The organism is Streptomyces sp. NPDC058664 (genome assembly GCF_042716635.1).
Taxonomy (GTDB): domain Bacteria; phylum Actinomycetota; class Actinomycetes; order Streptomycetales; family Streptomycetaceae; genus Streptomyces.
In genome coordinates this window covers 1-21,697 of record NZ_JBHXRW010000068.1, presented here as the reverse complement: position 1 = coordinate 21,697, position 21,697 = coordinate 1, and the positions used below count along the sequence as shown (strand labels likewise).

General features: G+C 72.7%; 25 protein-coding genes. 12 read left to right on the top strand and 13 right to left on the bottom strand.

The features are described from left to right. Nucleotides 1-6: 6 nt before the first annotated feature. Nucleotides 7-675, bottom strand: a complete 669-nt coding sequence (locus ACFWUY_RS35275) for an NADPH-dependent F420 reductase (protein ID WP_384119502.1) — start codon at nt 673-675, stop codon at nt 7-9. Between the two features lie 135 nt (nt 676-810). On the opposite strand from ACFWUY_RS35275, the gene ACFWUY_RS35270 reads away from it, so the two are divergent. Next, the gene (locus tag ACFWUY_RS35270; RefSeq protein ID WP_384119499.1) at nt 811-1,326 is read left to right on the top strand and encodes a GNAT family N-acetyltransferase; all 516 of its coding nucleotides are present in this window, start codon (nt 811-813) and stop codon (nt 1,324-1,326) included. Between the two features lie 15 nt (nt 1,327-1,341). Here ACFWUY_RS35270 and ACFWUY_RS35265 read toward each other — a convergent pair whose 3' ends face one another. Further along, nucleotides 1,342-1,893, bottom strand: a complete 552-nt coding sequence (locus ACFWUY_RS35265; RefSeq protein ID WP_384119539.1) for a YdeI family protein — start codon at nt 1,891-1,893, stop codon at nt 1,342-1,344. 158 nt (nt 1,894-2,051) lie between these two features. Beyond that, nucleotides 2,052-2,276: a hypothetical protein gene (locus tag ACFWUY_RS35260; protein WP_384119496.1), complete on the bottom strand. Its 225-nt coding sequence runs from the start codon at nt 2,274-2,276 to the stop codon at nt 2,052-2,054. A gap of 175 nt (nt 2,277-2,451) precedes the next feature. On the opposite strand from ACFWUY_RS35260, the gene ACFWUY_RS35255 reads away from it, so the two are divergent. Further along, complete coding sequence (locus ACFWUY_RS35255; protein ID WP_384119493.1) at nt 2,452-3,390, top strand: carbohydrate kinase; 939 nt, start codon at nt 2,452-2,454, stop codon at nt 3,388-3,390. Here ACFWUY_RS35255 and ACFWUY_RS35250 read toward each other — a convergent pair. From ACFWUY_RS35250 to ACFWUY_RS35240, 3 genes are all read right to left on the bottom strand, one after another. After that, entirely contained in the window at nt 3,368-4,657 is a 1,290-nt protein-coding gene (locus ACFWUY_RS35250; protein ID WP_384119491.1) for an ATP-binding protein, read from the bottom strand. The two genes, ACFWUY_RS35255 and ACFWUY_RS35250, sit on opposite strands and share 23 nt — an antisense overlap. 261 nt (nt 4,658-4,918) lie before the next feature. Continuing rightward, nucleotides 4,919-5,275, bottom strand: coding sequence for a DUF805 domain-containing protein (locus ACFWUY_RS35245; protein ID WP_384119488.1), 357 nt, complete (start codon nt 5,273-5,275; stop codon nt 4,919-4,921). Between the two features lie 191 nt (nt 5,276-5,466). Then, on the bottom strand, nt 5,467-5,826 hold the full coding sequence (locus tag ACFWUY_RS35240) for an SPW repeat protein (RefSeq protein WP_384119483.1): 360 nt from the start codon (nt 5,824-5,826) through the stop codon (nt 5,467-5,469). 406 nt (nt 5,827-6,232) lie between these two features. On the opposite strand from ACFWUY_RS35240, the gene ACFWUY_RS35235 reads away from it, so the two are divergent. From ACFWUY_RS35235 to ACFWUY_RS35225, 3 genes are all read left to right on the top strand, one after another. Continuing rightward, the gene (locus ACFWUY_RS35235; protein ID WP_384119536.1) at nt 6,233-6,604 is read left to right on the top strand and encodes a cupin domain-containing protein; all 372 of its coding nucleotides are present in this window, start codon (nt 6,233-6,235) and stop codon (nt 6,602-6,604) included. Between the two features lie 105 nt (nt 6,605-6,709). Then, a complete protein-coding gene (locus ACFWUY_RS35230; protein ID WP_384119481.1) occupies nt 6,710-7,138 on the top strand; it encodes a DUF4440 domain-containing protein in 429 nt (142 codons plus the stop codon). Between the two features lie 178 nt (nt 7,139-7,316). Then, the gene (locus ACFWUY_RS35225) at nt 7,317-8,768 is read left to right on the top strand and encodes a carboxylesterase/lipase family protein (RefSeq protein ID WP_384119478.1); all 1,452 of its coding nucleotides are present in this window, start codon (nt 7,317-7,319) and stop codon (nt 8,766-8,768) included. Nucleotides 8,769-8,786: 18 nt separating this feature from the next. On the opposite strand, the gene ACFWUY_RS35220 is transcribed toward ACFWUY_RS35225, so the two are convergent. Together ACFWUY_RS35220 and ACFWUY_RS35215 are read right to left on the bottom strand one after the other, a co-directional pair. Further along, complete coding sequence (locus ACFWUY_RS35220; protein ID WP_384119475.1) at nt 8,787-9,203, bottom strand: universal stress protein; 417 nt, start codon at nt 9,201-9,203, stop codon at nt 8,787-8,789. Nucleotide 9,204: 1 nt separating this feature from the next. Then, nucleotides 9,205-10,725: an APC family permease gene (locus ACFWUY_RS35215; RefSeq protein WP_384119473.1), complete on the bottom strand. Its 1,521-nt coding sequence runs from the start codon at nt 10,723-10,725 to the stop codon at nt 9,205-9,207. Nucleotides 10,726-10,938: 213 nt separating this feature from the next. Between ACFWUY_RS35215 and ACFWUY_RS35210 the strand changes: the two genes are divergently transcribed. Beyond that, nucleotides 10,939-11,631: an RraA family protein gene (locus ACFWUY_RS35210; RefSeq protein WP_384119470.1), complete on the top strand. Its 693-nt coding sequence runs from the start codon at nt 10,939-10,941 to the stop codon at nt 11,629-11,631. A 15-nt stretch (nt 11,632-11,646) separates the two neighbouring features. On the opposite strand, the gene ACFWUY_RS35205 is transcribed toward ACFWUY_RS35210, so the two are convergent. The 4 genes from ACFWUY_RS35205 to ACFWUY_RS35190 form a co-directional block, all read right to left on the bottom strand. After that, entirely contained in the window at nt 11,647-12,084 is a 438-nt protein-coding gene (locus ACFWUY_RS35205) for an OsmC family protein (protein WP_384119467.1), read from the bottom strand. Nucleotides 12,085-12,339: 255 nt separating this feature from the next. Further along, on the bottom strand, nt 12,340-13,893 hold the full coding sequence (locus ACFWUY_RS35200) for an alpha/beta hydrolase (protein WP_384119464.1): 1,554 nt from the start codon (nt 13,891-13,893) through the stop codon (nt 12,340-12,342). Nucleotides 13,894-14,138: 245 nt separating this feature from the next. Further along, nucleotides 14,139-14,588, bottom strand: coding sequence for a transposase (locus ACFWUY_RS35195; RefSeq protein WP_384119460.1), 450 nt, complete (start codon nt 14,586-14,588; stop codon nt 14,139-14,141). Between the two features lie 248 nt (nt 14,589-14,836). Further along, on the bottom strand, nt 14,837-15,229 hold the full coding sequence (locus ACFWUY_RS35190) for a PPOX class F420-dependent oxidoreductase (RefSeq protein WP_384119457.1): 393 nt from the start codon (nt 15,227-15,229) through the stop codon (nt 14,837-14,839). 81 nt (nt 15,230-15,310) lie between these two features. On the opposite strand from ACFWUY_RS35190, the gene ACFWUY_RS35185 reads away from it, so the two are divergent. The 5 genes from ACFWUY_RS35185 (at nt 15,311) to ACFWUY_RS35165 (ending at nt 19,909) form a co-directional block, all read left to right on the top strand. After that, nucleotides 15,311-15,838 (top strand): hypothetical protein, encoded by a 528-nt coding sequence (locus ACFWUY_RS35185; RefSeq protein ID WP_384119454.1) that lies wholly within the window; start codon nt 15,311-15,313, stop codon nt 15,836-15,838. 68 nt (nt 15,839-15,906) lie between these two features. After that, a complete protein-coding gene (locus ACFWUY_RS35180; RefSeq protein WP_384119451.1) occupies nt 15,907-16,473 on the top strand; it encodes a TetR family transcriptional regulator in 567 nt (188 codons plus the stop codon). Between the two features lie 210 nt (nt 16,474-16,683). Further along, on the top strand, nt 16,684-16,971 hold the full coding sequence (locus tag ACFWUY_RS35175) for a hypothetical protein (RefSeq protein WP_384119448.1): 288 nt from the start codon (nt 16,684-16,686) through the stop codon (nt 16,969-16,971). A 64-nt stretch (nt 16,972-17,035) separates the two neighbouring features. Continuing rightward, nucleotides 17,036-19,414, top strand: coding sequence for a molybdopterin cofactor-binding domain-containing protein (locus tag ACFWUY_RS35170; protein ID WP_384119446.1), 2,379 nt, complete (start codon nt 17,036-17,038; stop codon nt 19,412-19,414). 15 nt (nt 19,415-19,429) lie between these two features. Further along, nucleotides 19,430-19,909: a (2Fe-2S)-binding protein gene (locus ACFWUY_RS35165; protein WP_384119443.1), complete on the top strand. Its 480-nt coding sequence runs from the start codon at nt 19,430-19,432 to the stop codon at nt 19,907-19,909. An 18-nt stretch (nt 19,910-19,927) separates the two neighbouring features. Here ACFWUY_RS35165 and ACFWUY_RS35160 read toward each other — a convergent pair whose 3' ends face one another. After that, a complete protein-coding gene (locus ACFWUY_RS35160) occupies nt 19,928-20,305 on the bottom strand; it encodes a MerR family transcriptional regulator (RefSeq protein ID WP_384119441.1) in 378 nt (125 codons plus the stop codon). Nucleotides 20,306-20,367: 62 nt separating this feature from the next. Here ACFWUY_RS35160 and ACFWUY_RS35155 point away from each other — a divergent pair, with 62 nt between their 5' ends. Further along, complete coding sequence (locus ACFWUY_RS35155; RefSeq protein WP_384119437.1) at nt 20,368-21,588, top strand: MFS transporter; 1,221 nt, start codon at nt 20,368-20,370, stop codon at nt 21,586-21,588. Nucleotides 21,589-21,697 lie beyond the last annotated feature (109 nt).

Here is a 21,697-nt window from a genome sequence, read left to right as displayed (position 1 = left end):
CCGCCCCTAGTGATCGAGGCCGCTCCCGCCCGAGGCGGGGAGGACCACCCGGATGCCGAACTCGTAGGTGCCGGTCGCCGCCGCGATCCCGATGAAGAGCAGGGCGAAGTGCTCCTGGCCCCGCGCCGTGGCGATGCCGCCCAGGTCGAGCAGCGCCTCGTCGGCCCAGCCGAGGTCGGTGACCAGGCCGCGTACCGTCTTCTTCGCCGCCGCGTCCTCGCCCGAGAGGAACACCGTGGCGGGGCCCTCCAGGGAGTCCGGCGCGACCATCACCTTCCGGTCGATCGTGCAGAGCGTCTTCACCACCCGCGCCTCGGGGAACGCCTGCTGGATCTCCTCGCCGAGGCTGACCAGCGGATGCGAGAGCGACCCGTCCTCCAGGAAGCCGACCCCGACGTCGAGAACGATCTTCCCCGCGAGCGCGGGCGCCCCGATGGTGGCGAGCAGGGCCACGGAGGCCGTGCCCGGGGTGGCGTTCACCAGTACTTCGGCGTGCGCGGCGGCGGCCGCGGAGCCGTCGATCCGTACCCCCGCCGCCGTGAGTTCCTTCAGTTCCGTCAGCAGCTCCTGGTCGTCGGGTCGCCGCGACCCGAGGACCACGTCATGGCCGGCCCGCGCCCACCCCGCCGCGAGTGCCTGTCCCACATGTCCTGTGCCGAGAATTCCGATTCGCATGACGCTCATCGTGGCCGTGCGGGGCGGACCGTGCCTCGGCCTCGGAACCGAACCTCCGTCGGCCGATGGATCTAGGACCCCCGGGACCCCGAGTCGATGGGACCAGGGCCCAGGGACCCTGAGATGATCGGGGGCGTGGCCCTCCCCCCGCACCCCGCCCCCGCCCCGGCCGGCCCCGACGGGCCACTCACCACCGGGCGGCTGCTCCTGCGGCCCGTCCGGGACTCCGACCTGGACGCCGTGACCCGTCTGTGGACCGACCCCGAGGTGCGCCGCCACCTCGGCGGGCCCGTCATCGAGACCGTCATCCGCATCCGGCGGCGCCGGATCGTCGGGGCGGCCGGCTTCCACGTCGTCGTCCGGGCCGAGGACGGTGCCGTGCTCGGCCTGGTCTCGGTGGAGCCCGCCGCGCGGGGCGGGGAGACGGAACTGTCGTACCAGTTCCTGCCCGAGCACTGGGGGAGGGGCTACGCGCGGGAGGCGGTCGGCGCCGTCGTCGCGCTGACCCTGAGGGGAACGCCGAGCGTCGTCGCCGTCACCCAGCAGGAGAACCACCGTTCCCGCAGGCTCCTGGAGGCCGTCGGCCTGGAGTACGCCGACTCCTTCGTGGAGTGGGACGCCCACCAGGTGCTGTACCGCCGCCGCGCCTGACGCGCCCCGGGCCCGTCAGCGCGGCGGCTCGCCGGCCGTCAGCGCCGCCACCGCCCGTTCGAGGCGGGCCGTCCTGGTCTTCGCGGTGCGGGCCTGCAGCAGGCCGAGGATCACCAGGTAGCGGTCGGTCTTCCCGAGGGCGTCGAAGGCCGCGGCGGCCCGCGGCTCCGCCGCCAGGGCGGCCGCGAGATCGTCCGGCACCTTCGCGTCCTTCTGCGAGGGGTACGCGGCCTCCCACCGTCCGTCGGCCCGCGCCGCCCGCACCTCGGCGAGGCCCGGCTCGCGCATCCGGCCGGCGGCGGTGAGCGCCTCCACCTGTCGCACGTTGACCTGGGACCAGAGGCTGCGCGGCCGGCGCGGGGTGATCTTCTGGAGGTAGGACCGCTCGTCGAGCGCCTTGCGCTTACCGGTGATCCAGCCGTAGATCAGGGTGCCGTCGAGGATCTCGTCCGCGTTCGGCGAGGCGAGGTCCGAGCCCTTGCGGGCGAGCAGCAGCCAGATGCCGGGGGTGTCCCCGTGGTGCCGCTCCAGCCAGGCCTCCAGCTCCTTCCCGTCGGCGAACGCCATGACCGCGAGCCCCTCGACCGTGTCCACCGTCTCCACCGGAGATCTCCTCACCCCTGCCGCCGACACCACCGGCGACTCCGGCGGCATCCCGATGCGAACAAGATATTGACAGGGGAAGGCCGTCGTGGCGACGGCCAGGGGTCGCAGCGCCCGCGGTGTCACCATGAGCGACGCCGCCCGCCGGGCGAGGTGCCGCGCACGGCCGTCTCCTTCGTCCCCGACGACCGCTCCGGCGCGGCCGTCCCGGACGGGACGCGACGGGCGCCCTGGCCGTGATCGACGAGCTCGGCTGCCGGCCCGACGCGGGCGCCCGCGTCCTCCCCGCCCAGCGCGGCGAGCGGTACGGCCTGATCACCGGGATCGTCACGGCTTTCGCACGGCACCACGTACCATCTGCGGATCGTCCACCGGGGCACCCGTGTCGAGGTCTTCCCCGACGGGAACCGGATCATCGACCACACCGGCACGGCGGCCACCCACCGTGACGGCCACGTCGGACCGAACGTCTTCGGGGGCCGGGCCGGCTACCAGGACACCTACGCCAAGGAGCTCTGACCCATGTCCTTCCTGGTGATCGGCGAGTGCGTCGCCGACATCGTCCGCGCCCCGGCGGGCTCCGGCGCCGCCGACCGGGTCCACCCGGGCGGCAGCCCCGCCAACGTCGCCCACGGCCTCGGCCGCCTCGGCCGGGACGTCACCCTGCTCACCCAGCTCGCCGACGACCCCGACGGACGGCTGATCGACGCCCATCTGCGCGAGGCGGGCGTACGGGTGGCGGTCGGCGGCGCCCCCGCACGCACCCCGTCGGCGGTCGTCGGACTCGACGCCCAGGGCCGGGCCACCTACACCTTCGACATCGCCTGGACGCTGGCCTCCGGCGCACCGGCGGGCCTCACGCCCGCCCATGTGCACATCGGCTCGATCGCCGCCGTCACCGCGCCCGGCGCCGACACCGTCCTCGCCGAGACCGCGCGGCTCCGGGACCGGGCCACCGTCAGCTACGACCCCAACGTACGGCCCGAACTGATGGGGGACCACGCCGGGGCGGTCGCGCGCGTCGAGCGCTGCGTCGCCCTCAGCGACCTCGTCAAGGCGAGCGACGAGGACCTGGCCTGGCTGTACCCCGGCGAGGACCCGTACACGGTCGCCGCCCGCTGGCTCACCCTCGGACCCGCCGTCGTCCTGGTCACCCGGGGCGCCGAAGGCTCGCTCGCCGTCACCCGGCGGGAGACGGTCACCGCGGACGCGCTCCCGGTCTCCGTCGTGGACACGGTCGGCGCGGGCGACTCCTTCATGTCCGCCGTCCTCGACACCCTCGCGGGGCAGGGCCGGGAAGCCCTCGGCTCGCTCGGCGCCGAGTACCTCGCGGGGCTGCTGGGCAGAGCGGGCGCGGCAGCGGCCGTGACCGTCTCCCGGGCCGGCGCCCAGCCGCCCTCCCGGACCGAACTGGACGCGGTCCGAAAGGAGTTCGCCCTCAGGTCCGGGCGTGTGTCGTGATGTCCGAGGCGAACTGCTCGACCATCTCCGGAGTGACCGTCGGACGGCACTCCCCGATGGCCTCCAGATAGTCCGCGGTGCTCGCCCCCGGTGCCGGTCCTTCGCCGCCCCGCCCGCCGACCGCGAGCAGATCACGCTCGAAGGAGGACTGGGCGGCGATCCGGGCGGCGTGCTCGATGTCGGCGGGCGTGAACAGCTCGCTCGCCAGCACCAGTTCGTCGATGTCGACGTCCGCGCGGCCGTCCGTGTACCGGGCCCAGATCGCCGCACGCGCCGCCTTGTCCGGCGTGCCGATCGGGATGAGGTAGTCGAAGCGTCCCGGGCGCAGGAAGGCCGGGTCGAGGGAGCGGATCGAGTTGGTCGCGCAGACCAGCAGCCGCTCGTCCCGCTCCCGGAAACCCGGTATGAGCTTGAGGAGTTCGTTCGTCACCCCGTGCATGCCCCCGGGCTGCGCGGGCTCCGAGCGCACCGGGGCGATCTCCTCGACCTCGTCGATGAAGACGAGCACCCGCTCCAGCTCGGCGATCCGCGCGAACGCGGACCGCAGGGCGGCGGCGAGGTTCCCCTCGTCGGCGAGGCGGGACGGCAGGATCTCCACGAACGGCCAGCCGAGGCGGGAGGCGATGCCGCGCGCGAACGTCGTCTTGCCGGTGCCCGGCGGACCGAACAGGCAGACCGCGCGCGGCGGCCGCACGCCGTGCCGGCCCGCCCGCTCGGGCTCGGCGAGCGGCAGCACCACCCGGCGCTCGATCAGGTCCTTCTCCCGCTCCATCCCGGCGACCTTGGCCCACAGGTCGCCGGGGAGCAGCCGCCCGCCCAGCTCGTCGAGGAGCCCGGCGGCGGGCCCGTGCAGCGGCTCCACCTTCTCGAAGTACGCGACGGCGGGCTGGCGCGTGTACCCGGCGTTCAGGAGCCCCTCGCCGACGAGTTCCTCCTCCGGCAGGACGTACGCGATCCGCCCGACCCGGGCGGCGACGAGCCGCCGTTCCAGTTCCACGAGGAGAGCGCTGGCGAGCCCGCGGCCGCGCCAGGCCGAGGAGATCGCGATCCGCATGACCCAGGCGCGCTCGCCGGAGACGCAGGCGAGCGCCGCTCCGATCGGCGCGCCCTGGTGGACGGCGACCACGGCCGGCTGGCGGGTGGTCAGGGCTCCGATGCACTCCGCCAGGGAGAACACGGACTCCTGGCCGAGCTCGGCGGTCGTGTCGATCAGATGGACGACAGCGGCGAGATCGCTCTCGCGGTAGTCGTGGATGTGCCAGTTCACCGGTGGTGCCACCCCTCGTTGGTGCCGTTGCGGCGAGGCTAGGCGCGGTCACGGACCGGGGTCGTGCGCCATCCTGCACAAGGCGGTCCGGGCGAACGCGCCGTACCGGCTCTATGCGGGTCCCGTGACGGATCCTTCGCGCGGGCACGTGAAAGGCCCCCGGAGGGACGGGCGCGTGAAGGCCTCCAGAAGGACGGGCATGCGAAAGGCCCCCGGAGGGGAATTCCCTCCGGGGGCCTTTCACACGGTTCAGCAGGCCGCTCAGTAGGCCTGGGACGCCTTCGGGTTCGCGCCGTAGGCGTTGTCGTGGCCCTCACCGTCGAGGCAGGTGAAGACCAGCAGGACGATGCCGCCGACGAACGGGACGAGGGAGATGAAGTACCACCAGCCCGAGCGGCCCGTGTCGTGCAGTCGGCGCACGGTGACGGCGAGGGACGGGATGAAGACGCCCAGGACGTAGATGGCGGTGAGCGCCGGGTAGATGCCGAGGGCGAAATCGATGGCCGCGAGAATGGCGACCGCGATCACGTTGAACAGGGTGTACATCCAGTACTCCTTGCGGCGCGAGCGACCGCTGAAGACTGCGTACTTCTTGAGAGCGTCGAGGTACCAGTTCACTTTGTCCCCCCAAGGACCGGGTGTGCGAGCGGGAGCCTGTCCCCGTGGAGCAAGCTTTACGCAGAACTTATGTGGCTGAAACCGTGTGGGTCAATTCGTTACCGGGCAGTGGCCGTTCCGGAGCGGAACACGGTGAACGGCGGCACCTCCGGGGGGTGGAGGGGCCGCCGTTCAGGCAGAGGATCAGGACGTCATGTCCTTCTCTTGCTCATGAGCAGTCCGCCGGCCGTGAGGGAGAACAGGCAGACGCACGCGCCGGTGATCACGTTGCTGAGAATGGTGCCGGTGTCGGGGCTCTGTCCGACCACCCAGGGGGCGATGATCAGCCACGCGCCCATCAGCAGGACGACGAAGTTCAGGTCCTGCGACCGCTCCGGAACCATCGACGCGCACAGGCCGAGGACTGCGAGGGCGATACCGACGACCAGGTTGGTGATGGCCAGCGAGGGCTGGGTTGCGGAGAAGTGGACCGTCCACGCGGAGATCGCGGCGTAGATGCCGGCGAGGATCACGAGTTCCTCGACAGCCGCGACACCTCGGGTTTGGAGCATACGGGCATATCGGTCCCGCATTTCCGGCGCATCGGGGTGCCCCGCGATATCACCAGGGCGGTGGGAAACGTCGGCCATACGACTCGCCTCCTTCTGGCGTCATGCAAGTCTGACCGCAGTTGCGGCGAATGGTGCCGCTGTTTCATTGTGCGCTTATCTGGCCTTTATGTGTAGGTCTGCCCCATAAGGGATGTGCACAAATTTGAGTTCCGGGATATGCGCGGAACCGCCAAACGTCGATCTCTGTTCCGTCTCCGTTCGGCGAAAGTTCCCACCGGGGCGAACGAGGGCGGACGAGGGTGGGCGAACGCGGACCGCGTCGCTCGGCCTGCGCGGTGGCCGACGGCATCCCGGCGTAGCCTGGAAGTGGACTCGGGGCCCACCTCTCCACTGCCGGGAGCGGATGATGGTCGGCATCGTACGAAAGAGCTTCGACTCAGCGGACGAGACCCGTCCCTTCGAGGACGGCAAGGGCAGGCTCGACCTGCTCACCAGTACAGGAGGCCCGGTCGGCCGTGCCGTGTTCGAGCCGGGCTGGAAGTGGTCCCAGCACGTCAAGCCGATCGCAGGCACCGACAGCTGCCAGTCCTCGCACGTCGGTTACGTGGTCAGCGGCCGGCTGAACGTCGTCATGGACGACGGTGAGTCGGCCGAGTTCGGGCCCGGCGACTTCATGGAGGTCACGCCGGGTCACGACGCCTGGGTCGTGGGCGACGACGCCTGTGTCGTTCTCGACTGGACCGGCTTCGGCGACTACGCCAAGAAGTCCGGCGGCTGACGCCCCGCCGAATCCCGTCCGCGGTCATCCGCAGATGTCCACGCGACCGGTCGGCCGGGGAGGAATTCCTGGCCGGCCGGTGGATTCCACGGGCACGATGCCCCCATGACGTTCAGGCATCACCACAGCTCTCAGGACTTCCAGGACCCCGCGGTCGCCGAAGCGGTCGCGGGCGAACTACGCCTTCTGGACCCGGAGGTACGCCTCTCCCGGGCGCTCGCCGCGGAGCTGCTCGACCCCGAGTTCGTCGAGGTCGGCGCCTCCGGCCGGCGCTGGACCTACGAGGAGATGCTGGCCGCGCTGCCGGAGATGGCCGGCAGCGACGAGGATGGCACGCGCTACGAACCGGAGGGCTTCACCGGAGTGCTGCTCGCCCCCGGTCTCGTCCACCTCACGTACGAGACGCTCCGCGACGGCCACCGGGCCCGGCGCAGCTCGCTCTGGCGCCGCGCCCCCGGAGCGCCCGACGGTTCGCGGCTGCGGATGTACTACCACCAGGGAACGCCCGTCCCCGAGGAGGACGTTCAGCCGTAGGCGTCCGTGACGCGGCCGGCCGGGCACCGTCCGTGCTCGGCCCGGCGCTCCACGGAGGGGTGCCCCCCACGGCCCCCGCGTCGGCCGGGCGGCCGCGCCACATCGTTGACACGTGTAAGTAATGGGTGACAGGCTCCTTCCCCGGCCCCGTGCCCCCGCGCAGAAGGAGCAGCGACCCATGAGCACCTCCGGCACCACCGTCGTCACCGCCCGAGGGCGCGTACGGGGGGAGCGGCGCGCCGACGGCAGCCTTCGTTTCCTGGGCATCCCGTACGCGCGGCCGCCCGTGGGCGAACTGCGCTTCGCCGCCCCCGTACCGCCGGAGCCGTGGTCGGAGCCGCTGGACGCCCTCGCGTACGGGCCGACGGCACAGCGCCGCCCCTTCGCCGAGGTCACCACCATCCCCGAACCCTCCGTCCCGGGTGCCGGGGTGCTCAACCTCAACGTCTTCACCCCCGACGCCGACCCGGCCGCAGCCCTGCCCGTCCTCGTGTGGATCCACGGCGGCGGCTACGTCGCCGGCTCGGCAGCCAGTCCCTGGTACGACGGGGCCGCGTTCAACCGGGACGGCGTGGTGCTCGTCTCGCTCGGCTACCGGCTCGGCATCGAGGGCTTCCTGCACCTGGAGGGCGCCCCCGACAACCGGGGCGTACGGGACTGGATCGCCGCCCTGGAGTGGGTGCGGGACAACATCGCGGCCTTCGGCGGCGATCCCGCCAAGGTCACCGTCGCCGGGCAGTCCGCGGGTGGCGGCGCCGTACAGACCCTGCTCGCCGTCCCCGCCGCCCGGGGCCTGTTCCGCGGCGCGCTGTCCGTCTCCGGCGCGGTCCCGCGCCCCGACGGCCCCGAGGCCTCCCGCGCCGCCTCCCGGCTCCTCACCTCGCGCACCGGCGTGCCCGCCACCGTCACGGCCCTCCGCGACCTCGGCGACGACGAACTGCTCGCCCTCCAGGACCGCCTGGCCGAGCCGGGCCCGGACCGCGAGGGCCTGCCGCCGATGCTCGCCCTCGCCCCCTTCGCCGACGGCGAGCTGATCCCCGTACCCGCCCTCGAGGCGCTGACGACGGGCGAGGCGGGCGCGGACGTACCGCTGATGCTCGGTTTCACCGCGCACGAGTTCACGATGTTCCCCGCGCCCGGCCCCGGGGGGCCGCCCCTGCCCGTGCTGCTCGGCGGCCTCGGCCTCGATCCCGCCAGGGCCGGCGCCTTCGCCGAGTCGTACGCCGAGGGCGGCACGGAGCGGCTCTTCGGCCAGGCGCTGACCGACGCGACCTTCCGTGCCCCGAACCTCGCCGTCGCGGACGCCCGCGCCGCACGGAGACGTCCCACCTGGCTGTACGAGTTCGGCTGGCGGTCCCCGGTCGTGGGCCTCGCCGTCCACTGCCTCGACCTGCCGTTCGCCTTCGACCTCCTCGACGCCGAAGGCGTCCCGGCCGTCGCGGGTCAGGCGCCGCCGCGCGCGCTCGCCGACGCCCTGCACCGGGCATGGGTCGCCTTCGTGACCCACCAGGACCCGGGCGCCGACTGGCCGGCGTACACGCCCGACGGGCACGCCACGATGATCTGGGACACCGAGCCCCGGATCGAGGCCGACCCCCTGGACCGGGTCCGCGCGCTCTGGCTCGACTGAGGGACGCCCGCGCCGCCGTCAGGCCTCGGGAGGGACGCAGAGCACCGGCACCGTCGACATGTGCAGGAGCTTGTGGGGCGTGGAGCCGAGCAGCGCGCCGCGTATCGGGCTCTCGCCCCAGCTGCCCACCACGATGACACGGGCCGCGTGGCGGGTCGCCGCGTCGATCAGGGCCTGGGCCGGCCTCTCGTCGAGCACCTCGACGACGGTCGGCACGCCCGCCAGGTCCGCCTCCGCGACCGCCCGCCGCAAGCCGGCCCGCCCGGCCTGGCGGATGGCCTCGTGGTGGGACCGGTACTCCTCGCCCGAGGGGCCGGGCGCCGCCGCGCCGTAGACGAGGACGAGCCGCTCGTCGAACGCGGCGGCCACCTCGATCGCGATGCGCAGCGCGCGGGCGGCGCCGGGGGACTCGTCGTATCCGAGGACGACCGGCATCTCAGCGCTCCCTGTCACGGGTATGGGAACGGGTATGGGCACGGACCAGGGCGGGGTCGGCCACCCCGGGGCGCTCCGCCCAGAACGCCGGCGACCGCAGCCGCCACACCACCATGAGGAGCACCCCGACGAGGGCGATGCCGATCCCGATGACGAGCGGCGGCCCCAGGCCGAACCACGAGGTACCGCCGGCCGAGTTCGCCGGATCCGCCATGTCGGACACGGACCTCACCAGGAGCCACGTCAGGAGCCCGGCGCCGACGAGCGGCCCGAGACCGATCAGCAGGAAGTTGTGGACGCTCTCGAGGAGATGCCGCCGGTAGTAGACCGCGCAGGCGACGCCGGTGAGCGCGTAGTAGAAGGCGATGAGCAGCGACAACGCCGTCAGGGAGTCCAGGAGGGCGTCGGCGCTGATCCGGTTCACCACGAGGTACCAGGCGATGGCGATGCCGGCGACCCACCACGTACTGACGTCGGGGGTCCGGAAACGCGGACTGACATGGCCGTAGTACGCGGGCAGCGCACGCCGCCTGGCCATCGAGAGAGCCGTGCGCGAGGCCGGGATGATCGTCGTCTGGGTGGAGGCGATCGCGGACGTGGCCACCGCGAGGAGCAGCACCCAGTCCCAGCCGCCCAGCACGTCGGTGGCGAGCCGGGCGAAGAGGAACTCCTCCTCGTCCGCGTTCTCCGCGAGGAACGCCGGACCGGCGTACGCGACGACCGCGAAGCCCACGGACACGTAGGTGACGAGCAGGATGACGGTCGACCAGAGGCCCGCCCTGCCCGGGGCGCTCGCCGAGTCCTCGACCTCCTCGGTGAGGTTGACCGCCGACTCCCAGCCCCAGTAGATGAACACGCCGAGCAGCAGACCGCCGGTCAGCGCCGCGCCTCCCGCGCCGAAGGGGTTGAGCCAGCCGAGGGAGGGTTCGACGGAGTCGTACGCGCTCGTGCCGGCGTAGACCCGGTACAGCGCCGCGCCCACGAAGACCAGCAGACAGACGACCTGCGCCAGGATGAGGACGTTCTGCACCTTCGCCGACAGCTCCGTGCCGATCACGCAGACGGCCGTCATCACCAGGATCAGGAGCACGGTGAGCGACTGGCGTACGAAGGCGTTGTCCACCCAGCCGTCGAGGCCGCAGGAGAGCAGCGCGAAGCTCACGGCCACGTCGGCGAGCGAGCCGACGACGAGGACGCCGGTCATGGCGATGGCCCAGCCGCCGAGCCAGCCGGCCCAGGGCCCCATGGCCCGCGTCACCCAGGAGAACGTCGTGCCGCAGTCCTGGTCGACCCTGTTCAGGTAGTAGAACGCCGACGCGATGAGCAGCATCGGCACGAACGACGCGAACATCACGCCGGGCGCGTGGAGTCCGGCGAGCGCGACGATCGGGCCGATGACGGCCGCGAGGGAGTACGCGGGGGAGGTGGAGTTGAGCCCGATGACGAGGGCGTCGACGAACCCGATCGCGTTCGCCTTCAGACCGGGGTCCCGCTCCGGGGGCGCGGCGTCCTCTGCGGCCATGGTCCCTCTCTCCGATCCCGTGCGGACAGTGCTCCGTGGGGTGCCCCCGACGGACCGGGAGGTGTCTGCCCTCATCGTAGGAACGCCCGGTCGCGCCCGCACTCCGGACGGCGGCCCCTTCCTCCGCCGTGCCGGGCCGCGCGTCCGCCACCGCCCGATAGCATCGCGCCGGCCGCCGGCCGCCGTACGCCCCGTCACAGAACGGAACGCCCGATGCTGAAGGACTTCGCCGAACTCTCCACCCCCCTCGTCGCCGACGCCTGCGTACGCCTCGGGGAACCGCTGCGTGCCGCGCCCGCAGGGATCCTGCCCGTCGTCCCCGGCGGCCGCCTCGCCGGCCGGGCGCTGCCCGTGCGCCACTACGGCAGCGTCGACGTCTTCCTGGAGGTCTTCGCCCACGCCGAGCCCGGCGACGTCCTCGTCATCGACAACGCCGGCCGCCGCGACGAGGCCTGCGTCGGCGACCTCGCCGTCCTGGAGGCCGAGGCGGCGGGCATCGCCGGGGTCGCCGTCTGGGGCCTCCACCGGGACACCCCCGACCTGGTCGGGATCGGCCTGCCCGTCTTCTCGTACGGACGCCACGCGCCCGGACCCGTACGCCTCGATCCCCGGGACCCGGACGCGCTCCGCACCGCACGGTTCGGCGACCACGAGGTGACCGGCGACGACGTGGTGTTCGGCGACGACGACGGGGTGCTCTTCGTGCCGGCCGCCCGCGCGGCCGCCGTCCTGGAGGCCGCCCGTGCCCTCTTCCGCACCGAGCGCGAGCAGGCCCGTCGTATCAGGGCGGGGGAGACGCTCCGGGCGCAGACCCGGTTCGACGCCTATCTGGCCGGCCGGGCAGAGGACCCCTCGTACACCTTCCGGCGGCATCTGCGCCGGATCGGCGGCGCGATCGAGGAATGAGCCCGACGGAGGCCGTCAGCCCTCGAAGCCGACCGTGCCGTCCGGCAGGACCGCCTCCACGCGCGCGCCGTGCTCCACGGTCCGGCTCACCGTGCAGAACTTCTCGTGCGTCAGGCGCACCCCGCGGGCGAACACCTCAGCCGCCCGCGGGTTGCTGTCCGGCAGCTCGAACTCGTAGCTGACCCTGATCCGGCCCACCCGGCCGTCGTCCTCGGGACCGGAGACCGACTCCACCACGATCCGCAGGTCGTCGTGGTCCACGGCCCGCGCGGTCCGGTCCACGACGAGACCGCCGCAGCCGCCCATCGCCGCGAGCAGCAGCTCGACCGGGGTGAACGAGGGCTGCGCGTCGGCGTCGTCCGCGGCGGCCATCCGGACCTCCGCGCCCCGGTCGTTGCGGGCGGTCCAGTTCCGGTACCCGGTGCGGACGGTCTCGATCCGGTAGTCGGCCATGGCGGCGGTGCTCCTTCTTCGTCGTTGTCTACGTCCCCGTACGGTACGGTCACCCGCCCGGACGACTCCCACGTCCTCGCCACGCCGAGCGGACGCGCCGGGCACGCCGGGACCCGGGTGCCTCCGGGCCACATGCGGTCGCCTTTGAGTTGCGGGGACCGTTGCCCCGCGCGTGCTGAGGGCGTGGTGGTGCACGCCGGGGCCCCTGCGAACGAACCGGCGTGTCGACGGTCGCCCGGCGGATCCGTACGGGCCTCAGGACATGCTGCCCCGGCACACCGTCCCCACGGCCGGGGTGCGGCCCGTGCGGAGGTATGTGTCGACCGCCTCCGTGACGCAGCGGTTCTGCGGGTATGTGCCGTGGCCCTCCTCCTCGGCCGTCAAAAGCACGCCGACACCGTCGCCCAGGGCGCGGGCCATGTGGCGGGCGCCGGAATACGGGGTAGTCGGGTCGCCGGTGCCGCCGACCACCAGGACAGGGGCAGCGCCGTCGGCGTTCACCTGGGGCGTGGCGCGCTCGCCGTCGAACGGCCAGTCGTAACAGAGGTAGACGCCGCTGGACCAGGCCGCGCCGAAGACGGGCGAGGCGACTTTGACGCGGGCCTCGTCCCTGTCGAGGCGTTCGAAGCCAGGGCGCAGGCTGGAGTCCGCGCAGGTGATCGCGATCCGGGCGGCGCGGCCGTTGTCGCGGGGGGTCGCCGCGCGGTCGGCGGAGCCGATGTCGTCCGCGCCCTCGCTCAGCGGACCGCCGTCGTTGTGGTCGATCAGCGCGGTGAGGGCCTTGGCGAGCGCCGGCCAGCCGTCTGTGCCGAGGTCGAGATGGTCGCTGACGGCGTGTGCGAGGTCGTCGGCGTCGAGGTTCCTTCCGCCGCCGGCCGGGGCGGGCTTCTTCTCCAGGCGGCCGGCCAGGCGCGCCATGCGTCGCGCGGCCTCCTCGGGCCCATCGCCGGTCGGGCAGTGGCGGATACGGGCCGCGCAGTGCGCAGCGAACCGGTCGAACGCCGCCTGGACCGCCTTGACCTGCGACACCTGCTCCTCGTTGAGGTCCTCGGTCGGATCGACGGACGCTTCGAGGACGAGCCGTCCGACGTGCGACGGGTACAGGTGGGCGTAGACCGCGCCGAGCGCCGTTCCGTACGAGACGCCGAAGTAGTGCAGCCGCTCGTCGCCGAGGAGGTAACGCATCAGGTCGAGGTCGCGCGCGGTGTGCGAGGTGCCGACGTACGGGAGGAGCGCCCCGGAGTGCTCGGCGCAGGCGTCGGCCCCCTCGTAGCCGGTGTCGGTCGCGGTCTTCCCGCAGCGCACGGGGATGGTCGCGCCGACACCGCGCGGGTCGAAGGAGACCAGGTCGTAGCGGTCGAGGAGCGGCTTGTACTGGTTGAGGCGTTCGGGCAATCCGCTCACGCCGGATACACCGGGGCCGCCGAAGTTGAGGACGAGCGAGCCGATGCGCCGGGCGTTCGGGCCGGTGGCCTTGCGGCGGATCAGGGCGACGTCGATCGTCCTGCCGTCTGGTTTCCGGTAGTCGAGGGGGGTCTTCATGACGGCGCAGTCGTAGCCCGTGCGCGCGGTGGGCGGCGAGGCGCAGCGGGACCAGCGAAGGTGCTGGCCGGTGGTGAGCGCGGTGGGCAGACCGGCGGGCGGGTTGTTCGCGGTGAACTCCGTACGCGGCTCCGCACTCCGGCCGGGAGCGTCGTGCTGGAGCCAGGCGCCGACGGCCCCGATCGCGGCGAGGACGACCCCGGCGATGATCCGCGCACCGACCGAGAGGCCCGGTCTGCGGCTTCGTATCGGATAGGTGTCACTCATCGAAATCCCCGCGCTCCCGCCCCTGGACGTCCGCCTCGTGCCCGCATGCCCGTGTTCGTGATCGTTGAATGAGTGCAGAGTACAAGCCGTCTCCGACAGCAACTCGGCTCCTGGCGTCACGGATCCCCAACCCGGTGAACGTATGCGGTCACAGCACTGCTGGAGCTTGTCAGGTCGATCACGTGCGAAGCCAAACGACGAGGGCGGCTGCGGTGACCGGGCCGGGGTGGACGTAGCCGCGCTTGTCATAGCGAGTGGCGACCGCTCTGGCGTGCTTGAGCTTCGACGGTGTTGCGTCGCTTGTACCGCCCCTCGTCGAAGCCCGGCGACCTCCCGCCGCGTGAACCCTTGCGTAGACGGTCGGCGCGGCTGTCGGTCTTCTCCGGGACCGTGTGCCGGATGCAGCGTCTGCGCGGGTAGTCGCGGCACGGGCCGTTGCTGTGGGCCTTGTCGGCGGCCACGCTGCCGGGCTTCTTGCGAGGCCTGCCCGGCCCGGTCCGCGGGACACGGATCTTCTCCAGCACCGGCTGGAACTGCGTGCAGTCCGCCTGCTGTCCCGGTCTGACGACAAGGGACGGCGGGCGGCAGCGGCCGTCCGCGCTCAGATGGATCTTGGTGGTGAACCCGCCGCGCGGGCGGCCCAGGCCCTCGCCTCCGGCACCACCTCCATCAGGCGGGCGACGAGGCTTTGCCACGGTGTCTCGTCCTGGTGTTCTCCCGGCCCGGCCCCCTTCGGGGCAAGGTCCGGCGGCGGATCGGTACGGGCGCCGACCGCATGCTGGTGGGCCCGCACGATGGTGGAGTCCACCGAGACGTCCCAGTCGGTGCCGCCGACCGTGTCCGCTTCGGCCCGGACCTGCCGGAGCAGCCGCTCCCAGGTCCCGTTCGCCGACCACGGCCGGTGGCGTTCGTAGACCGTTTTCCACGGCCCGGGCGGACGTGTCTAGTCGTCCAGCCGGATCCGGATTCCCACCGTGCGTTCGGAGCCGCCGCGCAGTCTGCCTGCGAGCAGTCCGACTCTGGCGACCAGCCCGTATTTGCGTTTCATCAGGCCGGTGAAATGCGCGCTCGCGTCCGGCGCCAGCACCTCCGCGAAACCGGGCGTCGAGACGCCGAGCGGCCTGCCCCGCCAGTCACAGGGACCGACCATCACCCGACCATCATTGCGGATCCTCTTCACCTTCCCGGCATCCGCAGCACTCCACACGGCCAGCGTCCGACCGTCCGGCATCACCCAGACCGGGGTGGGAACCGCCCTGCCGTCCCGGCGGAAGGTGGTGAGGAGGAGGTACTTGCCGGCCGCCAACTCGTCGAACGCCACGTCGACATGATTCATGGTCATAGAGTAACTGGTTAGTCAATTAGACTGCCCGCGGTACGGCGTGACGATGCGAACGACGCAGCTGAAGGGAACCGCATGGGGAGATTCGTCTGGACCCTGCTCGCCGGCTTCGCCATCGGTACCCCCGCGATACCCGTCGGCCTCTCGCTCTCCCTGCCCGGTCCGGTCGCACTGCTCGCGGTACTTCTGGGCTCCGCCTGCTGCGTGGTCTTCGCGGTGTTCGCCATGGAGCAGGCTCGGCTCCACTGGCAGTCCTGGCAGGCTCGCCGGAAGTCCCCTGGGGTGAGCGCTGGTCCGGTGGTGGGCACATCCGCGGACGGCGCACCGTCCAACGGCGTGGCCGCCATCGGGTCACCGGCGGGCGACCGGCTCTCCGGCACGGCGGGGCGGCGGGCGCGGCGGGTCTTCGAGCGGTACGGCGTGGTGGGCTTCGGCATCGTGGGGCCCGCCCTCTTCGGCACCTGGGGCTCGTCCCTGCTCGGCGCCGCTCTTGGCATCCCCCGGTGGCGGCTGATCCGCTGGCTGATGGCCGGGGTCGCTCTGTGGTGCGCGGTTCTGCTGGTCGCGTCGGACGCGGTCCTCGACGCCTTCGGGATCAAATGACCGCCTTGGGCACGGGGCATCCCCAGGAGCAACATCTAACTGGTTAGTCTCTCGTTACGATGACTCGTATGTCTCGCGCAGATGCAACCAAGGCCCGCATCCTCCAGGCCGCCACCGACGAGTTCGCCGCGCACGGCATCGCCGGAGCCCGGGTGGACCGAATCGCCAAGGCGGCGGCTGCCAACAAGAACCTCATCTACGTCTATTTCTGCAGCAAAGACCAGCTCTTCGACACGGTCTTCGACACCCACGTCACCCACGGCCTGAATGCGGTCCCCTTCACCCCCGACGACCTGCCGGGGTACGCGGGGCGGCTCTACGACTACTGCCGGCTGCACCCCGAGGTCATCCGGCTCGCCACATGGCACCGACTGGAGCGCGGCGACAGCCACGACCGGGACCCGGCCGTAGCGGCACCGACGCGCGACGCGAAGCTGGAGGCGCTCGCCTCGGTGCAGAAGGAGGACGGCATCGGCGCCGATTTCTCCCCCACCGCACTACTCACCCTGGTCCTGAGTCTCGCCCTCGCATGGAACCCGAGCAATGCCATCGGAATGCCCGCCTCTACGACCGAGGCTGAGAGCACCGACGACCGCCGCCGCTCGATCATCCAAGCCGTGCGCCGCCTCCTGTGAGTCGAGCTCTGCTTGCACCACCGGGCCCGATCTGTGCGCCGTCCGCTCCGAAGTCGCCGGTCGCCGGTCGCCGGTCGCCGCGAGCGGCGGTAAGAGGACGGACACCCGGAGGTCTCCGGGCCTTCGGACGAGCACGTCTGAGTAGCCGGTGCGCACGGTCTGAGTACGCCGACCGATACGCCGCGCGCCGCCCGCTGATGAACTGTGACCATGAGCTTCGACGCCCGGCGCACCCGTCCCCTCCAGCACGTCACCACCACCGGCACGGCCCTCGCCGTCGCCCTCGGTCCGCTGGTGGTCGGCGCGCTGATCGCCCGGTCGGTGGGCGGTGACCCGATGGTCCCGGTCAACGCCCTGATCGCGGGCGGCGGCCAGCGCGTCCGGCTCTCCCGCGCTCAGCTCCGCTCGGGAGCGCGCTTCCGCCCCGGTGCGCGCCGGCGGCGGACAGGAGCGGCGCGACGCCGTCCGGTGAACGGCTTCCGGAGGTACGCCGGATGAGCGATGATCGTCGCCGACGATACCCGGCAGTAGCAAGCCGGGGTCATGGCGAAAGGGCACCCGAATGGCGAGGCGGCACCCCGCGCGGGACGAACACCACACGAGCGGCACCGGGGACGGGAACCCGTCGGGCGGAAGCGGCCCCGGCATCGCCCGCCGCCGCTTCCTCGGGTACGTCCTCGCCGCGCCCACCCTCACCGTCGCCGCGCAGCTCGGCGCCGAGGCCCTCGCTCCCCGGGAGGCCGCCGCGGCCCCCGCGCTCATCCCCTCGCTGCCGGGCCCGGCCGAACTCCTCGACCTCAACGAGCTGCTGACCCTCGCGGCCCTGCCCACCAGCCACCTCATCACCATCCGCCTCGACGCCGACGGCACCGCCCACTTCGCCCTTCCCCGCGCCGAGGTCGGCCAGGGCGTCACCACCTCCAGCGCGATGATCGTCGCCGAGGAACTCGACCTGCCCCTGGACAAGGTGGTGGTGACGCTCGCCGACGCCCGGCCCGAGCTGCTCTTCAACCAGCTGACCGGCGGCTCCAACACCACGTACTCCACCTACACCCCGCTCCGCGTCGCCGCCGCCATCGCCCGGGGCCGCCTCCTGCGCGCCGCCTCCCTCGTCCTCGGAGACGCCGTCTCCACCCTCACCACCAAGGCCGGAGCCGTCGTCTCCCCGACGGGCACGCTGCTCGGCTACGGCGAACTGGCCGAACGGGCCGCCGCCGTCACCGACACGGCGGTCGAGGTGACCCTCAAGGACCCCGCCCGCTTCCGGGTCATCGGCACCGGGCAGCGCCGCGTCGACGCGCTCGCGGCCGTCACCGGCCGCAAGAAGTTCGCGATGGACCTCCAGGTCCCGGACGCCCTGCCCACCATGGTCTGCCGGCCGCCCACCATCAACGGCACCGTCCGCTCCGTCGCCAACCTCGCCGAGGTACGGGCCATGCCCGGCGTCACCGACGTCGTCACCGTCTCCACCGGCGTCGCCGTCCGCGGCCGCACCTTCGGCCAGTGCGTCGACGCGGTCCGCGCCCTCCGCGTCGACTGGGGGCCCGGCACCGCCGAGGGCGCCTCCGACGCCACCGTCCTGGAGAAGCTCCGCAGGGCCGAACTCCCGCTGGTGGTACCGCCGCTGCCGCTGCTCACCAAGGCGGTCGACGCCCGCTTCACCTTCCACTTCGCGAGCAACGCGGCCCTGGAGACCAACTGCGCGATCGCCGACGTCCGGGAGGACTCCGCGGAGGTCTGGGCCTCGCTCAAGGCCCCGATCGTCGCCCAGGAGAAGATCGCCCTCGAGCTCGGCCTGCCGCCCTCCGCCGTCCGCGTCCACGTCACCGAGGGCGGCGGCTCCTTCGGCCGCAAGCTGTTCTCCGACGCCGCCCACGAGGCCGTCGAGATCTCCCGGGCCCTCGGCAAGCCCGTCAAACTGATGTGGCACCGCACCGACGACTTCCGCCAGGGCCGTACGCACCCCCTGTCCACCTCACGGGTCCGCGCCACCTACGCGCTCGGCGAGGTCCTCACGTACGAGCAGCGCCACACCTCCGTGGCCACCGACTTCGGGCACGGCGTCGGCGAGGTCCTCACGGCGGAGGCGGCCCGGCTCCCGGTCGCCGACGCCGCCTTCTCCCAGACGATGTTCCAGCTCACCCAGATCAGCCCGTACCACCTCGGCGTCACCACCCAGCTGCTCGCCGAGACCGACAAGGGCTTCAACACCGGGTCCATGCGCAACATCTACTCGCCCAACGTGCGCTGCGCGCAGGAGCTCGTCATGGACGAACTGGCCCGGCGCATGGGCCAGGACGGGTACGCGCTGCGCCGCCGTCTCGTGAAGGACCCGCGGGCCCGCGCCGTTCTCGACAAGGTCGCCGAGGTGGGGGAGTGGGGCCGGACCATGCCCGCCGGCACCGCCCAGGGCATCGCCGTCCACACCGAGTACCACTCCGCCGTCGCGATCCTCGCCGAGATCGACTGCCGTCCCGGGACCACCGGACGGAAGATCCCCGGAGCGTACACCGGTCCCCGCGTGACCAAGGTGGTGTGCGCCGTCGACGTCGGCCTGGCCGTCAACCCACGCGGCCTGGAGGCCCAGATGATGGGCGGCATCGCCGACGGCATCGCGATCACCCTGACGTCCGGTCTGCATCTGCGCGACGGGCACTTCCTCGAAGGCAGCTGGGACCAGTACTTCTACACCCGGCAGTGGAACACCCCGCCCGAACTGGAGATCATCGTGATGCCCCCGACCGGCGACAAGCCGGGCGGCGCGGGCGAACTGGCGGTCGCCGGCGCCATGGCCGCCGTCGCCTGCGCCTACGGCCGGGCCACCGGCACGATGCCGACGGTCTTCCCCGTCAACCACGCCGAGCCGCTCGCCTTCACCCCGCTGCCGACCGTCCCGCCCGTGCCCGCCTCGCCGACCGACGGCCGCGACCGCGCCCTCTAGAGACCTGGAGTTTCCGTGCCGCAGCACACCTTCATCCTGAACGGCAAGGCCGTCACCGCCGACGTCGAGGGCGACGTCAGGCTCCTGTGGGTCCTCCGCGACGTCCTCGGCGTCACCGGACCCAAGTACGGCTGCGGGGTCGGCGTCTGCCGGGCCTGTACGAGCCACCTCAACGGGAAGGCGTTCACCCCCTGCGCCGTGCCCGTCGAGGACCTCGACCCGCACGACGAGGTCACCACCATCGAGGGCCTCCCGGACACGGTGGGGAGGGAGCTCCACCCGATGCAGGAGGCCTGGCTCGACCTCGACGTCGCCCAGTGCGGCTACTGCCAGCCGGGCCAGATCATGACCGCGGTGGCGGAGGTCCGCCGGGCCAGGGAGGCCGGCCGGGAGATCACCGAGGCCGACCTCGACACCATCCGCAACATCTGTCGCTGCGGCACCTACGACCGCATCCGCAAGGCCGTCCTGGAAGGTGCCCGCCGGATGGAGTGACCGGTCGTCCGTGAACGGCTACGCCGACGCCGCCGCGGGCTTCGCGCGTACCGCGTCCAGGTACTCCGCCACCGCGTCCCGGTTCCGGGTGAGGCAGCGGATCCGCTCGGTCATCCGGTCCCGCTCCTCCTCCAGGGTGGCCAGCATCTCCGGGGTGGCGTCCGGGAAGTGGATGACGCGCGGCTTGTTCAGGCACGGCAGGATCTGCTTGATGATCCGGGTCGGCAGACCGGCGTCCAGGAGGCCGCGGATCTGCGCGACCCGGTCCACGTTCGACGCGTCGTAGTCCCGGTATCCGTTGGGCAGCCGGTCCGCGACGATGAGACCCTGCTCCTCGTAGTAGCGCAGCAGCCGGCGGGGTGTCCCGGTGCGCTCCGACAGTTCTCCGATCCGCATGGGACACCCCTCCGGGGACTCGCTTGACCTTCACATCAATGTGAGGGTTCGAGCATAGCCCCATGGCCAACCACTCGACAGCGGCGGCCCGTTCCGCCGCGCTCCCCGCCACGGACGTGCCCGCCCCCTCCGGCCGGCTGCCCCTGCCCGCCCTGCTCGCCCTCGCCACCGCCGTCTTCGTCACCAGCCTCACCGAGACCCTCCCCGCCGGTGTCCTGCCCGCCATGAGTGCCGGCCTCGGCGTCGGCGAGGCCGCCATGGGCCAGTCCGTCACCGGCTACGCCCTCGGGACGGCCCTCACCGCCGTACCCCTGGCCGCCCGGACCGCCGGATGGCGCCGCAAGCGGCTGCTGCTCACCTCGGTGGCCGGCTTCGCCGCCGCCAACACCGTCACGGCCCTCTCCTCCTCGTACGCCCTCACCATGGGCGCCCGGTTCCTCGCCGGGGTCGCCGCGGGCGTCGCCTGGGCGCTGCTCGCCGGGTACGCCCGCCGGATCGCCCCGCCGCACCTCCAGGGCCGGGCCGTCGCCGTCGCGATGACCGGCATCCCGCTCGCGCTCTCCCTCGGCGTCCCGGCCGGTACCTTCCTCGGCGAGGCCGTGGGCTGGCGTGCCGCCTTCACCGCCATGACCGTCATCGCCGTCGTGCTCCTCGGCTGGATCGCCCTCGCCGTCCCCGACCTGCCCGGCGAGGCGCGCGGCGGGCGAGCCCCGGTCGCCCGGACCCTGAAGGTGCCCGGCGTCCTCCCGGTCCTGGCCGTCACCTTCACCCTGGTCCTCGCCCACACCGTGCTCTACACCTACGTCGCCGCCCACCTCGGCCATCTCGGTCTGGCCGGCTCCACCGGACTCGTCCTGCTGGTCTTCGGCGCCGCTTCGCTCGCCGGGATCTGGTTCACCGGCCGCCACATCGACCGCAGGCTCCGGACGCTCACCCTCGCGGGAACGATCCTGTTCGCCGTCGCGGCCGCCGTGCTCGCCGTCCCGGCCGGGAGCACCGGGCTCGTCCTGACGGCCGCCGCGCTCTGGGGGTTCGGCTGGGGCGGCGTGCCCGCCCTGCTCCAGACCGCCGTCGCGGACGCCGGTGGGGAGGACGCCGACACCGCCCAGACGATGCTGGTCAGCCTCTGGAACGCGGCCATGGCGGCGGGCGGTCTCGCGGGCGGCGTCCTCCTCGGCGTCCTCGGCGCGGGCGCCCTGTCCTGGACCGTGCTCGTCCTGCTCCTGCCGGTGGTGGCCGTCGTGGCCGGGGCCCGTACCCACGGCTTCCCCGCCCGCCGGTGAACCGGCGCGGCCGTACCGTCACGGACGAAGGCCCCCACCGCCCGGGCGGTGGGGGCCTTCGTCCGTGACGGTACGGTCAGGCGGCCGGCGGGACCCGGGACGGGCGTCC

Excerpts from the sequence above, each read along its gene's own strand:
- ACFWUY_RS35275 (WP_384119502.1), bottom strand. The coding sequence starts at position 675 with ATGCGAATCGGAATTCTCGGCACAGGACATGTGGGACAGGCACTCGCG.
- ACFWUY_RS35265 (WP_384119539.1), bottom strand. The coding sequence starts at position 1,893 with ATGGCGTTCGCCGACGGGAAGGAGCTGGAGGCCTGGCTGGAGCGGCAC.
- ACFWUY_RS35255 (WP_384119493.1), top strand. The coding sequence starts at position 2,452 with ATGTCCTTCCTGGTGATCGGCGAGTGCGTCGCCGACATCGTCCGCGCC.
- ACFWUY_RS35240 (WP_384119483.1), bottom strand. The coding sequence starts at position 5,826 with ATGCTCCAAACCCGAGGTGTCGCGGCTGTCGAGGAACTCGTGATCCTC.
- ACFWUY_RS35235 (WP_384119536.1), top strand. The coding sequence starts at position 6,233 with ATGGTCGGCATCGTACGAAAGAGCTTCGACTCAGCGGACGAGACCCGT.
- ACFWUY_RS35230 (WP_384119481.1), top strand. The coding sequence starts at position 6,710 with ATGACGTTCAGGCATCACCACAGCTCTCAGGACTTCCAGGACCCCGCG.
- ACFWUY_RS35225 (WP_384119478.1), top strand. The coding sequence starts at position 7,317 with ATGAGCACCTCCGGCACCACCGTCGTCACCGCCCGAGGGCGCGTACGG.
- ACFWUY_RS35220 (WP_384119475.1), bottom strand. The coding sequence starts at position 9,203 with ATGCCGGTCGTCCTCGGATACGACGAGTCCCCCGGCGCCGCCCGCGCG.
- ACFWUY_RS35215 (WP_384119473.1), bottom strand. The coding sequence starts at position 10,725 with ATGGCCGCAGAGGACGCCGCGCCCCCGGAGCGGGACCCCGGTCTGAAG.
- ACFWUY_RS35210 (WP_384119470.1), top strand. The coding sequence starts at position 10,939 with ATGCTGAAGGACTTCGCCGAACTCTCCACCCCCCTCGTCGCCGACGCC.
- ACFWUY_RS35205 (WP_384119467.1), bottom strand. The coding sequence starts at position 12,084 with ATGGCCGACTACCGGATCGAGACCGTCCGCACCGGGTACCGGAACTGG.
- ACFWUY_RS35200 (WP_384119464.1), bottom strand. The coding sequence starts at position 13,893 with ATGAGTGACACCTATCCGATACGAAGCCGCAGACCGGGCCTCTCGGTC.
- ACFWUY_RS35190 (WP_384119457.1), bottom strand. The coding sequence starts at position 15,229 with ATGAATCATGTCGACGTGGCGTTCGACGAGTTGGCGGCCGGCAAGTAC.
- ACFWUY_RS35185 (WP_384119454.1), top strand. The coding sequence starts at position 15,311 with ATGGGGAGATTCGTCTGGACCCTGCTCGCCGGCTTCGCCATCGGTACC.
- ACFWUY_RS35180 (WP_384119451.1), top strand. The coding sequence starts at position 15,907 with ATGTCTCGCGCAGATGCAACCAAGGCCCGCATCCTCCAGGCCGCCACC.
- ACFWUY_RS35175 (WP_384119448.1), top strand. The coding sequence starts at position 16,684 with ATGAGCTTCGACGCCCGGCGCACCCGTCCCCTCCAGCACGTCACCACC.
- ACFWUY_RS35170 (WP_384119446.1), top strand. The coding sequence starts at position 17,036 with ATGGCGAGGCGGCACCCCGCGCGGGACGAACACCACACGAGCGGCACC.
- ACFWUY_RS35160 (WP_384119441.1), bottom strand. The coding sequence starts at position 20,305 with ATGCGGATCGGAGAACTGTCGGAGCGCACCGGGACACCCCGCCGGCTG.
- ACFWUY_RS35155 (WP_384119437.1), top strand. The coding sequence starts at position 20,368 with ATGGCCAACCACTCGACAGCGGCGGCCCGTTCCGCCGCGCTCCCCGCC.